Genomic DNA, 12,761 nt, shown 5'->3' on the forward strand with positions numbered 1-12,761 from the left:
AGACCGCGTGCCCCGGGACGACCTCTGCGGTCACCCCCTGCGGTATCGTTCTCATGTTGCCCCTTTCACAGGCCCGTGCGGTCCCCGGAGCACGTCTCCGCACACGGGCTGTTTCGCGCCAAACGCGATACGGCCAGTCTGAGCCGCGGCGCGTCTGCGCCTCCAGCCAACGCCAAAAAGCGAGCGGACGCCATCGGCCGAAGGTTTAACGGGCCTCCGGTTTAGGCGGACAAACCTGAGTTTATGCGCTGCCGGGGGTCAGCCAGGCTGATCCATCTCGAAGCCGAGGTGCTTGGCCACGGCGAAGATGTCCTTGTCGCCGCGGCCACACATGTTCATGCAGATCACGTGATCCTGCGGCAGATCCGGGGCGATCTGCATGACATGGGCCAACGCGTGGCTGGGTTCGAGGGCGGGAATGATGCCCTCTTTCTCGCAGCAGAGCTGGAACGCCTCGAGCGCCTCGGCGTCGGTGATCGACACGTATTTGGCCCGTCCGGTCTCGTGCAGCCAGGAATGCTCGGGCCCGATCCCGGGGTAGTCGAGCCCGGCTGAGATCGAAAAGCCTTCGAGGATCTGCCCGTCGTCATCCTGAAGCAGGTACGTCCGGTTGCCGTGCAGCACCCCGGGTCGCCCGCCGGTCAGCGAGGCGCAGTGTTCCATCTTGTCGTTCACGCCCTTGCCGCCGGCCTCGACTCCGATGATGTTCACCTCCTGGTCGTCGAGGAACGGGTAGAACAGCCCCATCGCGTTCGATCCGCCGCCGATCGCCGCGATCACCGTATCCGGCAGCCGTCCCTCGGCCTCGGCCATCTGTTCGCGGACCTCCTTGCCGATGATCGACTGGAAATCGCGGACCATCGCCGGATAAGGATGCGGACCGGCCACGGTGCCGATGCAGTAGAAAGTGTCGCGCACGTTGGTCACCCAATCGCGCAGCGCATCGTTCATCGCGTCCTTCAGCGTGCCCCGACCGGACGTCACCGGCACAACCTCAGCGCCCAGAAGCTTCATCCGGAACACATTGGGCGCCTGGCGCTCGACGTCATGCGCGCCCATGTAGACCACGCATTTCAACCCGAACTTGGCGCAGACGGTCGCGGTCGCGACCCCGTGCTGGCCTGCACCGGTCTCGGCGATGATCCGCGACTTGCCCATGCGGCGCGCGAGGATGATCTGGCCCAGCACGTTGTTGATCTTGTGCGCGCCGGTGTGGTTGAGCTCGTCACGCTTCATGTAGACCTTGGCGCCGCCAAGGTGCTCGGTCAGGCGCTCGGCGAGATAGAGCGGGCTCGGACGGCCGACGTAGTGCTTCCAGAGGAAATCCATCTCGGCCCAGAAGCTGTCATCGGTCTTGGCGCGCTCGTATTGCGCTTCGAGTTCGAGGATCAGCGGCATCAGGGTTTCGGACACGAAGCGCCCGCCGAAATCGCCGAAACGCCCGTTCTCGTCGGGCCCGTTCATGAAGCTGTTGAAGAGGTCGTCTGCCATAGGGTGTCCCTTCGCGCTCAGTCCAGCATCCGTTTAAAGCCTTCGTGTGAGGCGGTAAAGCCGAGCCGCCGGTAAAACCGGAGCGCGTCGGTACGGGTCTTGTTGCTGGTCAGCTGGATCAGGCCGCAGCCGGCGGCGCGGGCGCGCCGCTCGATATCGGCGAACATCGCATCGCCGACACCCTGACCGCGCATGTCCGGCGACACCCGGACCGCCTCGACCTGCGCGCGGCGCATGGCCGAGAGCGACAGGCCCGAAATGAACGTGATCTGGTAGGTCGCAACTATGTGCTCTTCGGCCGCGCCCACGATCAGCAGATTGGCCGCCTCCGCCTGCATGGCGTCGAAGGCGGCGAGATAGCTCTCCAACTCCTGCAACTCGCGCCCCGCGCCCAGCACGTCCTCGCGCAACAGCGCCACCACCTCGGCGACCTCTGTGCGGCGCGCTTCGCGAAAGGTGACGGTCATGCCGATGCCGCCGCGACGAAGGCGGCAATCCGGTCCGCGTCCTTGACGCCCGGAGCACTTTCGACGCCCGAGGACACGTCGACCTGCCGCGCACCGGTCATGCGCACGGCCTCGGCGACGTTCTCGGAAGTGAGCCCCCCCGCCAGCATCCACGGCACCGGCCAGCGCCGCCCGGCAATAAGCCGCCAGTCGAAGGCCAGTCCGTTGCCGCCCGGCAGGTCGGCCCCCTTCGGTGGCTTGGCATCGACGAGGATCTGGTCGGCGACCGCGCCGTAACGCTCCAGCGCGGCGAGGTCGGCCTCTTCGGCCACGCCGACGGCTTTCATCACCGGCAAGCCGTAGCGTACCTTGACCGCGCGCACCCGTTCGGGCGCCTCGTTTCCGTGCAGCTGCAGCATATCGAGCGGCACGGCAGCGGTCAGCGCGTCGAGAAAGGCGTCGTCGGCATCGACGGTCAACGCCACCTTCGCCATGCCCGCCGGTGCCTCGAGCGCAAGCGAACGGGCCGCGTCGACTTCAAGGTTCCGGGGTGACTTGGCAAAGAAAACGAAGCCGCAATAGCGCGCGCCGGCCTCGGCCGCGGCGCGCAGGTGCCGCGGGTCCTTCAGGCCACAGATCTTGACGGATACGGACATGCGCGTGTTTGACCATGCGCGCGATGCAGGTTCAAGGGCGGGTGGCTCAGGCGCTCTCGTCCAGAAGCGCCAGCACCTCGTCCTTGTCCTTGTGCTTCTCGGCCTTGAGCCGCGCCACCTCGCGCTGCAGACGCCGCATCTCGCGCGCCTGCCGGGCGGCTTCGGCGCGTTCGGCATGTTCGCGGATCCATTCCCAGACGAAGCCCACCAGCAGACCGACCAGGATGCCGCCAAGGATCACCAGGAAAAGCGGCAGTTCGATCGAGGGGTTGACCGCGAAATAGCCCGCGATTTCGGTTGGCAGCACCTGCAGTGTGACCAACCCGCGGTTGGCCAGCGCGATGGCGATCAGCGCCACCGCGAAAATGGCGATACAGGCATAACGGATGTAGCGCATCAGGATTTCCCGTTAAGGCGGTCCCGCAAGAGCTTGCCGGTCTTGAAGAAGGGGACGTATTTCTGTTCGACATGCACCGTCTCGCCGGTGCGTGGATTCCGGCCGATGCGCGAGTCGCGGCGTTTCACCGAAAAGGCTCCGAAGCCGCGCAACTCGACCCGGTCGCCGCGCGCCATGGCACCGGTCACCTCCTCGAAGATGGTATTCACGATCCGCTCGACATCCCGCTGGTAGAGGTGCGGATTCTCGTCCGCGATCTTCTGAATCAGTTCCGACCGGATCATTGCAACTCCCCCGAGGTTCGCGCGCGACCGTCGCGTCTTATGGGGTCAAACTATAGAAAGATAAAATCGTTCCGGAAAGGCGCAGACTGGCTTGCCAAGGCGTTTATTCGCCAGAAGGATTTGTTTTTTGGGGATATTTTGGCCGGGCGGCCCGAATTGTGCACAACCGGCACTCGAACCGGGCAACGCCGCGCCGCAGCGCGCAATCATGATTCGGCATGAAAAAGGCCCCGCGCCGAAGCGCGGGGCCGATGCCTTGTTACCGTCGGATCAGGTCCCGATCAGTTGTCGCCCTTGAGAGCGGCGCCGAGGATATCGCCCAGCGACGCGCCGCTGTCGGACGAGCCGTACTGTTCCACGGCTTCCTTCTCTTCGGCGATCTCGCGCGCCTTGATCGAGACGCCCAGACGACGCGACTTGTTGTCGACGTTGGTGATGCGCACGTCGACCTTGTCGCCCACGCTAAAGCGCTCGGGGCGCTGCTCGGAGCGGTCGCGGGAGAGGTCGGAGCGGCGGATGAAGGACTTCATGCCCTCGTATTCCACCTCAATGCCACCGTCCTCGATCGCGGTCACGGTCACGGTCACGATCGAGCCGCGCTTCACGCCGCCGACCGCTTCTGCGAACTTGTCGCCGCCCACGGCCTTGATCGAGAGGCTGATGCGCTCCTTCTCGACGTCAACCTCGGACACGACCGCCTTGACGACATCGCCCTTGCGGTAGTTCTGGATCGCATCCTCGCCACGCTCGTCCCAGCTGAGATCGCTGAGGTGAACCATGCCGTCGATGTCGCCCGGCAGGCCGACGAACAGACCGAATTCGGTGATGTTCTTGACCTCGCCCTCGACCTCGGTGCCCTCGGGGTGGGTTTCCGAGAAGACTTCCCACGGGTTGCGCATGGTCTGCTTGAGACCCAGCGAAACGCGACGCTTGGCGCTGTCGATCTCGAGCACCATGACCTCGACCTCCTGGGAGGTGGAGACGATCTTGCCCGGGTGGACGTTCTTCTTGGTCCAAGACATTTCCGAGACGTGCACGAGACCCTCGACGCCCGGCTCCAGCTCCACGAAGGCGCCGTAGTCGGTGATGTTGGTCACGCGGCCGGTGTGGACCGAGCTCAGCGGGTACTTGGCGCCCACGAGGTCCCACGGATCTTCCTGCAGCTGCTTCATGCCGAGGCTGATGCGGTGGGTTTCCTTGTTGATCTTGATGACCTGGACCTTGATGGTCTCGCCGATCTGCAGGATCTCGGACGGGTGGTTGACCCGGCGCCATGCCATGTCGGTCACGTGCAGCAGGCCGTCGACGCCGCCGAGATCGACGAAGGCGCCGTACTCGGTGATATTCTTGACCACGCCGTCGACCGTCTGGCCTTCGGTCAGGTTGCTGATGACCTCGGCACGCTGCTCGGCACGCGATTCCTCGAGGATCGCGCGGCGCGAGACCACGATGTTGCCGCGGCGGCGGTCCATCTTGAGGATCTGGAACGGCTGCTTGAGACCCATGAGCGGGCCGGCGTCACGCACGGGGCGCACATCGACCTGGCTGCCCGGCAGGAAGGCCACGGCGCCGCCGAGATCGACGGTGAAGCCGCCCTTGACGCGACCGAAGATCGCGCCTTCGACGCGCTGCTCGTCTGCATAGGCTTTTTCGAGACGGTCCCAGGCTTCCTCGCGGCGGGCCATCTCGCGCGAAATGACCGCTTCGCCACGGGCGTTCTCGACCTGGCGCAGGAAGACCTCGACCTCGTCACCGATGTCGATCTTCGGCGCTTCGCCGGGATCCGCGAATTCCTTGAGTTCGACGCGGCCTTCCATCTTGTAGCCGACGTCGATGATGGCCTGGCCCGCTTCGATCGCGATGACCTTGCCCTTGACGACAGAGCCCTCCTGGGGCGTGTCGATCTCGAAGCTTTCTTCCAGAAGTGCTTCGAAGTCTTCCATAGTTGCGTTTTGAGCCATGAAGCTTTCGATTTCCTTTTTCACAGTCTTGTTCAGGCCAGGCGGTTGTCTCCGCCGGTCTTTGGGTTTTGGGTTCTGCCGACGCGCCGTGCAGCCCTGCAAAACGAATGAAGGGCCGGATGGTCCCGACCCTGCTCTTCGAGCTGCCGCGTTGCTTTTGCCGCCCCGTCAACACCGGCGCATATAGAGAGGTTTCGCCCGGGGATCAAGCGCTGTTGCACGCATACCGCCGCGGCCTGCGGCGGCGTTCCGGCGCGCATCAGCCGCGCAGATCCTCGATCACCGCGATGGCCCGCGCCACTGCAGTCTCGATGTCCATCTCTGAGGTGTCGATCTCGACCGCATCCGCCGCCGGCCTCAATGGGGCCTCGGCGCGCTCGCGGTCGCGCCGGTCGCGCGCCTCGACATCGGCCAGCACTTCGTCGAAAGACCTTTTGTCGCCCTTGCCGGCCAGTTCAAGGTGGCGCCGCGCGGCACGGACGCGCACGCTTGCAGTCACGAAAAGCTTGGCCTCAGCATCCGGGCAGATCACGGTGCCGATGTCGCGTCCGTCGAGCACAGCACCGCCTGCGCGCCGCGCAAAGCCGCGCTGGAAATCGAGCAGCGCCGCCCGCACCTCCGGAATCACGGCCACCCGGCTTGCCGCCTGCGCGACCTCGTGGGAGCGAAGGTTTTCACCCGCCAGATCCTCGACCGTGAGCGCGCGCGCCGCCGCCTCCGGATCGGTCCCGGCCAGCATTTTCGCGCCCACGGCACGGTAAAGCAGCCCGGTGTCGAGATGCGCAAAACCGAAATGCGCCGCCACCGCGCGCGAGATCGTGCCCTTGCCCGCCGCCGCCGGACCGTCGATCGCGATGGTGAAGGCGGCGGTCACGCGGCGCGTTCCGTGCGGTCCAGCTGTGCCCCGAGGCCGCCCATCAGCGGCTCGAAGATCGGGAAGGAGGTGGCGATCGGGCCACCGTCGTCGATGCTCACCGGTTTCTGCGCCGCCATCCCGAGGATCAGGAACGACATGGCGATCCGGTGGTCGAGATGGCTCTTGCAGGTTTCGCCCCCCGGCACGTTGCCATGACCGCGACCCTTGACCGTCCACCAGTCCTCGCCCTCGTCGACCTCGATGCCGTTGGCGCGCAGGCCCGTCGCCATCGCGTCGATCCGGTCGCTTTCCTTTACCCGAAGCTCGCGCACTCCGCGCATCACCGTCTCGCCTTCGGCGAAGGCCGCAACGACGGACAAAACGGGGTATTCGTCGATCATGCTCGCGGCCCGTTCAGGCGGCACTTCGATGCCCTTGAGGTCAGGCGAGAACCGTGCTCGCAGGTCGGCGACCGGCTCGCCGCCTTCCTCGCGTTCGTTCTCGTAGGTGAGATCCGCGCCCATCTCGCGCAGCGTCGTGAACAGGCCGGCCCGTGTCGGGTTCAGCCCGATCCCCGGCACCAGCACATCCGACCCTGGAACGATCAGCGCTGCGCAGACCGGAAAGGCCGCCGAGCTTGGGTCGCGCGGCACGGCAATGGTCTGCGGCTTGAGTTCGGGCTGCCCGGTCAGGGTGATCACCCGGCCCGCGTCGGTGTCCTCGACCGAGACTTCCGCGCCGAAACCGGCCAGCATGCGCTCGGTGTGGTCCCGCGTCGCCTCGCGCTCGATCACGACCGTCTGTCCCGGCGCGTTGAGGCTTGCCAGCAGAACCGCCGATTTCACCTGCGCCGAAGGCACCGGCACCGTGTAGCGCACCGGCACCGGGTCCTCCGCCCCGATCAACGTCATCGGAAGCCGCCCGCCGCTGCGGCCCACGGCCTGCGTGCCGAATAGCGCAAGCGGGTCGGTCACGCGCGCCATCGGGCGCTTGTTGAGCGACGCATCGCCGGTGAAGGTCGCCGTGATCGGAGAGGTCGCCATCGCGCCCATGATCAGGCGGACGCCGGTGCCGGAATTGCCGCAGTCGATCACGTTGGCCGGTTCCGCGAACCCGCCGACGCCGACCCCGTGTACCGTCCAGTTGCCGCCGCCGAGGTTTGTCACCTCGGCTCCAAAGGCCCGCATCGCCTTCGCCGTATCCAGAACGTCCTGACCTTCGAGCAGCCCCGAAATCCGGGTCTCGCCGACGCTGAGCGCGCCGAGGATCAGCGCGCGGTGCGAAATGGACTTGTCGCCCGGCACTTCCGCCGTACCCCTGAGCGGCCCGCAGGGGGTGGAGATCATCGGAATCGCGGCGCCGTGGCTGGACATGAAACTTCCCGGTCTGTTGGTCTGCGGCAGGCTTAGCGGCTGGACCGGAAAGGGTCCAGAGGCTCAGCGCCGGCGGAAGGTCAGGTAGTGCGGCCTGCGGCCGTCGCGCAGCGCCTTCTGTTCGTAGCGTGTCGAGATCCAGTCGTCCCAGGGTTCGCGCCAGTCATCGGGCCGCTCGGCGAGCCAGTCGAACCCGGCCTTCGGCACCTCTTCCAGCGTCTGGCGCACGTAGTCCTCGATGTCGGTTGCCACGCGGAAGATCGCGCCCGGCTTCAGCACCCGCGCCAGAGGGTCGAGATGTTCCGGCGTCACGAAGCGCCGACGGTGATGCCGCGTCTTGGGCCAGGGATCGGGATAGAGCAGGAAGGCGCGGTCCAACGAGGCGGCGGGCAACACGTCGAACAGATCCCGCACGTCGCCCGGATACACCCTCAGGTTCTCCACCCCGGCGCGCCGGATCTTGCCCAGCAGCATCGCCACGCCGTTGATGTAGGGCTCGGCCCCGATAATGCCGACGCCGGGGTTGCCGGCGGCCTGGTGCACCATGTGCTCGCCACCGCCGAAGCCGACTTCGAGCCAGACCGGTCGGTCGCCGAAGACCGCCGCGAGGTCGAGCGGCACTCGGTCCGGATTTTCCTCCCAGGACACCCCGCCCGGCGATAGCGCGCCGAGATCCTCCTCGAGATAGGTCTTCTGCGAGGATTTCAGGCTCTTGCCCTTGATGCGGCCGTAGAAGTTGCGCCGGGGACGGTCGGGATGTGTCATGGCGCGCCCTTTAGCCCCCCTTGCGCCCCTCTGCAACGGTGCGGCCGCCGCCGTGGTCCCGGCAGCGCCGGGGGCGCGGCAGATGTCGCGCGGCGCAGCCGCGCCTTCGGATCAGGCGTTGCCAGCAGCCCCGCAACCGGCCAGTTTGGCGCCAGGCAACGAAAGGTCACGGCATGATCTTCTACGACTGCGCCACCGCGCCGAGCCCGCGAAGGGCGCGCATGTTCATCGCCGAAAAGGGGCTCGAGCCCGAGCGGCGCGACATCAGCATCGCCCAGAACCAACAGCTTGCGCCTGAATTCCTCGCCGTCAATCCGCAGGGCACCCTGCCGGTGCTGGTGACCCAGAAGGGCCTGGTCCTGACCGAGAACCTCGCCATCGCCGCCTACCTCGAGGCGATCCACCCCGACCCGCCGCTGATGGGCGAAAGCGCCACCGAAAAGGCCGAGATCCTGCAGTGGAGCGCGATCTGCGAAACCCGCGGCGGCGCCCCCATCGCAGAGGTGCTGCGCAATTCCCACCCGGCGATGAAGGGCCGCGCCCTGCCCGGCCCGCAGGACGTCGAGCAAATCCCGCAGCTGGCCGAGCGCGGGCGCACCCGGGTGACTGCGTTCTTCGACCTGCTCGAGCAACGGCTGGCAGACCGGCGCTATCTCGGCGGCGCGCGCTTTTCGCTCGCCGATATCACCGGGTTCGTCTTCGTCGATTTCGCCCGCGTGATCCGCACGCGCATCCCGGAAAAGAACACCGCGACGAGCGACTGGTACGATCGCATCGCCGCCCGGCCCAGCGCCGCGCTCTAGACTTCTTTCAGCAAGGCCTCCGCGAGGTCCGTGCGTTCCCACGAGAACCCGCCGTCAGCCTCGGGCGCGCGTCCGAAATGCCCGTAGGCGGCGGTGCGCTGGTAGATCGGGCGGTTGAGCTGCAGATGCTCGCGGATGCCGCGCGGCGTCAGGTCGATGACCTTGCCGATGGCTTTTTCGATCGCCGAATCATGCGCGTCGCCGGTGCCGTGCGTGTCGCAGTAGATCGACAGCGGCTTGGCGACCCCGATCGCGTAGCTGAGCTGTATGGTGCACTTCTCCGCCAGTCCCGAGGCCACGACGTTCTTGGCGAGATAACGCGCCACGTAGGCCGCCGACCGGTCGACCTTGGTCGGATCCTTGCCCGAGAAGGCCCCGCCGCCATGCGGTGCCGCGCCGCCGTAGGTGTCGACGATGATCTTGCGCCCCGTCAGGCCCGCGTCCCCGTCCGGACCACCGATCACGAACTTGCCCGTCGGGTTGACCCACCATTCGGTATCCGCGCCGATCCAGCCCTCGGGCAGCACTTCGCGCACGTAGGGTTCCACGATCGCGCGGATGTCCTCGGAACTCTGGGTCTCGTCGGCATGCTGGGTCGACAGCACGATCGAGGTAACGCCCACCGGCTTTCCATCGCGGTAGCGCACCGAGATCTGGCTTTTTGCGTCGGGCCGCAGGGTCGGCTCGGTGCCGTCCTTGCGCACTTCGGCCAGCCGCCGCAGGATGGTGTGCGCGTAGTGGATCGGCGCAGGCATCAGTTCCGGCGTCTCGCGCGTGGCGAAGCCGAACATGATGCCCTGGTCGCCGGCGCCCTCGTCCCGGTTGCCCGAGGCAACGACGCCCTGCGCGATATGCGCCGACTGCTCGTGCAGCAGGTTGGTGACTTCGCAGGTGGCGTGATGGAACTTGTCCTGTTCGTAGCCGATGTCGCGGATGCACTCTCGCGCGATCCCGTCGATACGGCCCATGTAATCCCTGAGCTTGTCCTGGTCGGTCAGGCCCACCTCGCCACCGATCACGACCCGGTCGGTCGTGGCAAAGGTCTCGCAGGCGACCCGGGCCAGCGGATCCTCGTTCAGGAAGGCGTCGAGAACGGCATCGGAAATCCGGTCGCAGACCTTGTCCGGGTGCCCCTCGGAAACCGATTCCGAGGTGAAAACGTAGTTTTGACGGGCCATGAAATGTGCTCCATTGGAAAGTCAGACATCACGCCAGGAAGCCGTTGTGATGCGGTCACCCGGGAGTACGCGCGGGAACGATGCCGGTCAATCGCTATCTCGCGGCTCAGCCGATACGCGGATCGAGACGACGCGCGCCGCCGCCACCGCGAGCCCTATCAGGATCAGGAGTGCGGCGGGCCAGTCCCCGGTCCGGCTGTAGAGCGTTCGGGCAAGCGGGTGCGGCAAGAGCGCATCGACGTAGCCCGCCTGCCCAAGCGGCAGGCTGTCGAGCACGCGCCCGTGCGGGTCGATCATCGCGGAGATACCGGTGTTGGCCGACCGCAGGACCGGCAGTCCCTGCTCGATGGCGCGCATCCGCGCCTGCGCGAGATGCTGCTGCGGCCCGACATCGGTGCCGAACCAGGCATCGTTGGTGATCTGCACGATGAAATCGGGGCGCTCCGGCGCAGCATTGACGTCCTGCGGGAAGACGGCCTCGTAACAGATCAGCGGAAGCGCTTTGCCGATAGCGCCGAGGTCGAGAACCTGCGCGCCCGGGCCGCTGGAGAAACCGTTGCCGTCGCGCTGCGCCATTCCGCGGATCCCGAAACGGCCCAAGATGTTGCCGAAAGGCAAGTATTCGCCGAAGGGAACGATGTGGTGCTTGTCGTATGTCTGCGCCGGTGATCCGGTTTCGTCCAGCACCACGAGCGAGTTGTAAAGCAGATACCCATCGCGTCGGTTGAGCCCGAGCACGACCGGGCTGCCCGCCGCGGCCAGGGCGATATGATCGAAGGCGGGACCGGCGTCCTCGAGCGTCCAGGGGATCGCGGTCTCGGGCCAGACCACGAGGTCCGGCCGCCCGCCACCCTCGACCTGCGCCTCGGTGAAACCGAGTTGGCGTTCGAAGAACGCCACGACCCGGTCAGAGCGCCACTTCTCGTTCTGCGGTGCATTGGGCTGCACCAGCCGGACCACGTGATCCGTTAGGCGATCCGGGTCGGCGAGCGGGCCGGCAATCAGAACCACGGCGGCCCCCAGTGCCAGCGGCAGCCTGACAACCAACGCCTCCGGCAATCGCGCGATTGGCCGGGTCAGGGCCCAGGCGGTGCCGCACAGCACAAGCATCAGCCCGTGCGGCCCGACCCAGGCCAGCCCCTGCCCCGCGAGCGTGTCCACCAGAGCCTGCGGCGGACTGGCCCACGGGAAGCCGGTGAACACGTAGGCACGCAAGAGCTCGACGCCCGTCCAAGCCGGCACCAGCACCCAGCTGCCGCTTGCGAACCTGCGCGCCAGCCAGAACGCCAGTCCCCAGAAAAGGGCAAGCCCGAGCGACAGCAGCACGAGCGCGAAAGGCGCCATCCAGCCATGCGCTTCGGGATCGATCTGGAAGGGCTGCAGGATCCAGACCAGCGAAAGGGCGAAATAGGCCCACCCGAAAACGAGGCCGAGCAGTCCGGCCGAAAGCGCGGTGCGTTGCAATCGGAACAACATGAAGATGCCGACAAGTGCCGCAAACATGACCACCGGCAGCGCGTAGGGTTCCTGACCCGTCGCCGCGGCCAGTCCGAGGATCGCCGCCGCAGGCAGAGACAGCGCGCGCGGCACGTGCCGAAAACTGCGTCTTGCGGTCATGTTCCCCGCGGCACCGGGTTCTTTCACCCCGAGGAGCTGCCGGTGCGCACGCGCAGACGCTTGATGCGGCGCGGGTCGGCATCGACCACCTCGAACTCGGGCCCGTCGGGATGCACGACGACCTCGCCGCGTGCCGGGACCCGCCCGGTGAGCATGAAGACCAGGCCGCCGAGCGTGTCGATCTCTTCCTCGTCGACCTCGTCGTGATCGGTCAGCGACATGCCGATCTCCTGCTCGAAATCTTCAAGCGGGGTCTTCGCCAGCGCCATGTAGACGCCGGGCTTTTCCTGCGTCCAGTAATGGCCCTCGTCGACGTCATGTTCGTCCTCGATCTCGCCGATGACCTGTTCGATCAGGTCCTCGATCGTGACCAGCCCGTCGACACCGCCGTATTCGTCGATCACCAGCGCCATGTGGCGCCGCTCACCCTGCATCTTGGTCAGCAGCACGCCGATGGTCATCGAGGGCGGCACGAACAGAAGCGGGCGCAGCATCGCGCGCAGGTCGAAATCGGGCGAGTCGCCGTTGAACCCGTGGGTGAGCGCGAAATCCTTTAGATGCGCCATGCCCACCGGCGTGTCGAGCGTTCCGTCGTAGACCGGCAGGCGCGTCAGCCCGCTTTCCTTGAACACCTCGACCAGTTCGTCGCGGCTTATGGTAATGGGAACCGCTGTGATGTCGGCGGTCGGAATCGCCACGTCCTCGACCCGCATTCGGCGCAGGTTGAGCATGCCGTGCGCGAGCGGGCGCGCGGCCGTCTCGCCACCGTCCTCGCCATCTTCCTCGGAGGGGTTCAGCGCGTCGAACATGCGGCTGAAAAAGCCGCCCTGTTTCTGGGATTCGCTGTCGGTCTCATCATTCTCCTGATCCTGCGCGCCGCGCGCTGCGTCAGAAGATCCGTCGATGTCGGTCATCTTGTCCTGTCTGAAATGGA

The 12,761-nt window shown here is 66.4% G+C and carries 13 protein-coding genes and 1 riboswitch; of the genes, 1 reads left to right on the forward strand and 12 read right to left on the reverse strand.

Annotated features, from left to right (window positions below; genetic code table 11):
- Nucleotides 1-258: 258 nt before the first annotated feature.
- The 9 genes from trpB to trmB form a co-directional block, all read right to left on the reverse strand.
- On the reverse strand, nucleotides 259-1,491 hold the full coding sequence (gene trpB, locus R5H30_RS11795; RefSeq protein ID WP_318328577.1) for a tryptophan synthase subunit beta: 1,233 nt from the start codon (nucleotides 1,489-1,491) through the stop codon (nucleotides 259-261).
- A 17-nt stretch (nucleotides 1,492-1,508) separates the two neighbouring features.
- Nucleotides 1,509-1,958 carry a GNAT family N-acetyltransferase gene (locus R5H30_RS11800; protein WP_318328578.1) on the reverse strand — a complete coding sequence of 150 codons (450 nt, stop codon included), beginning with the start codon at nucleotides 1,956-1,958 and terminating at the stop codon, nucleotides 1,509-1,511.
- A complete protein-coding gene (locus R5H30_RS11805) occupies nucleotides 1,955-2,593 on the reverse strand; it encodes a phosphoribosylanthranilate isomerase (protein ID WP_318328579.1) in 639 nt (212 codons plus the stop codon). The genes R5H30_RS11800 and R5H30_RS11805 overlap by 4 nt, the downstream gene beginning before the upstream one ends.
- Nucleotides 2,594-2,639: 46 nt before the next feature.
- The gene (locus tag R5H30_RS11810) at nucleotides 2,640-2,990 is read right to left on the reverse strand and encodes a LapA family protein (protein ID WP_318328580.1); all 351 of its coding nucleotides are present in this window, start codon (nucleotides 2,988-2,990) and stop codon (nucleotides 2,640-2,642) included.
- Nucleotides 2,990-3,274, reverse strand: a complete 285-nt coding sequence (gene ihfB / locus R5H30_RS11815; protein ID WP_318328581.1) for an integration host factor subunit beta — start codon at nucleotides 3,272-3,274, stop codon at nucleotides 2,990-2,992. Before ihfB ends, R5H30_RS11810 begins: the two co-directional genes overlap by 1 nt.
- Nucleotides 3,275-3,555: 281 nt before the next feature.
- Nucleotides 3,556-5,247, reverse strand: a complete 1,692-nt coding sequence (gene rpsA, locus R5H30_RS11820; protein ID WP_318328786.1) for a 30S ribosomal protein S1 — start codon at nucleotides 5,245-5,247, stop codon at nucleotides 3,556-3,558.
- Nucleotides 5,248-5,494: 247 nt separating this feature from the next.
- A complete protein-coding gene (locus tag R5H30_RS11825) occupies nucleotides 5,495-6,109 on the reverse strand; it encodes a (d)CMP kinase (protein ID WP_318328583.1) in 615 nt (204 codons plus the stop codon).
- A complete protein-coding gene (aroA, locus tag R5H30_RS11830) occupies nucleotides 6,106-7,464 on the reverse strand; it encodes a 3-phosphoshikimate 1-carboxyvinyltransferase (protein ID WP_318328584.1) in 1,359 nt (452 codons plus the stop codon). Before aroA ends, R5H30_RS11825 begins: the two co-directional genes overlap by 4 nt.
- A 63-nt stretch (nucleotides 7,465-7,527) precedes the next feature.
- Nucleotides 7,528-8,229, reverse strand: a complete 702-nt coding sequence (gene trmB / locus R5H30_RS11835) for a tRNA (guanine(46)-N(7))-methyltransferase TrmB (protein ID WP_318328585.1) — start codon at nucleotides 8,227-8,229, stop codon at nucleotides 7,528-7,530.
- A 173-nt stretch (nucleotides 8,230-8,402) separates the two neighbouring features.
- On the opposite strand from trmB, the gene R5H30_RS11840 reads away from it, so the two are divergent.
- Nucleotides 8,403-9,032, forward strand: coding sequence for a glutathione S-transferase family protein (locus R5H30_RS11840; RefSeq protein WP_318328587.1), 630 nt, complete (start codon nucleotides 8,403-8,405; stop codon nucleotides 9,030-9,032).
- On the opposite strand, the gene metK is transcribed toward R5H30_RS11840, so the two are convergent.
- The 3 genes from metK to R5H30_RS11855 form a co-directional block, all read right to left on the reverse strand.
- A complete protein-coding gene (gene metK, locus R5H30_RS11845) occupies nucleotides 9,029-10,210 on the reverse strand; it encodes a methionine adenosyltransferase (protein WP_318328588.1) in 1,182 nt (393 codons plus the stop codon). The genes R5H30_RS11840 and metK overlap by 4 nt on opposite strands.
- A gap of 6 nt (nucleotides 10,211-10,216) precedes the next feature.
- A riboswitch (SAM-SAH riboswitch) is annotated at nucleotides 10,217-10,266 on the reverse strand.
- A gap of 31 nt (nucleotides 10,267-10,297) precedes the next feature.
- Nucleotides 10,298-11,827, reverse strand: a complete 1,530-nt coding sequence (lnt, locus tag R5H30_RS11850; RefSeq protein ID WP_318328589.1) for an apolipoprotein N-acyltransferase — start codon at nucleotides 11,825-11,827, stop codon at nucleotides 10,298-10,300.
- Nucleotides 11,828-11,850: 23 nt separating this feature from the next.
- Nucleotides 11,851-12,741, reverse strand: a complete 891-nt coding sequence (locus R5H30_RS11855) for a hemolysin family protein (RefSeq protein WP_318328590.1) — start codon at nucleotides 12,739-12,741, stop codon at nucleotides 11,851-11,853.
- Nucleotides 12,742-12,761: the final 20 nt, after the last annotated feature.

It is taken from the genome of Roseobacter sp. FCG-D35, assembly GCF_033436665.1.
In the GTDB taxonomy this organism is placed as follows: Bacteria; Pseudomonadota; Alphaproteobacteria; order Rhodobacterales; family Rhodobacteraceae; genus JAWQFO01.

Excerpts from the sequence above, each read along its gene's own strand:
- trpB (WP_318328577.1), bottom strand. The coding sequence starts at position 1,491 with ATGGCAGACGACCTCTTCAACAGCTTCATGAACGGGCCCGACGAGAAC.
- R5H30_RS11800 (WP_318328578.1), bottom strand. The coding sequence starts at position 1,958 with ATGACCGTCACCTTTCGCGAAGCGCGCCGCACAGAGGTCGCCGAGGTG.
- R5H30_RS11805 (WP_318328579.1), bottom strand. The coding sequence starts at position 2,593 with ATGTCCGTATCCGTCAAGATCTGTGGCCTGAAGGACCCGCGGCACCTG.
- R5H30_RS11810 (WP_318328580.1), bottom strand. The coding sequence starts at position 2,990 with ATGCGCTACATCCGTTATGCCTGTATCGCCATTTTCGCGGTGGCGCTG.
- ihfB (WP_318328581.1), bottom strand. The coding sequence starts at position 3,274 with ATGATCCGGTCGGAACTGATTCAGAAGATCGCGGACGAGAATCCGCAC.
- aroA (WP_318328584.1), bottom strand. The coding sequence starts at position 7,464 with ATGTCCAGCCACGGCGCCGCGATTCCGATGATCTCCACCCCCTGCGGG.
- trmB (WP_318328585.1), bottom strand. The coding sequence starts at position 8,229 with ATGACACATCCCGACCGTCCCCGGCGCAACTTCTACGGCCGCATCAAG.
- R5H30_RS11840 (WP_318328587.1), top strand. The coding sequence starts at position 8,403 with ATGATCTTCTACGACTGCGCCACCGCGCCGAGCCCGCGAAGGGCGCGC.
- metK (WP_318328588.1), bottom strand. The coding sequence starts at position 10,210 with ATGGCCCGTCAAAACTACGTTTTCACCTCGGAATCGGTTTCCGAGGGG.
- lnt (WP_318328589.1), bottom strand. The coding sequence starts at position 11,827 with ATGACCGCAAGACGCAGTTTTCGGCACGTGCCGCGCGCGCTGTCTCTG.
- R5H30_RS11855 (WP_318328590.1), bottom strand. The coding sequence starts at position 12,741 with ATGACCGACATCGACGGATCTTCTGACGCAGCGCGCGGCGCGCAGGAT.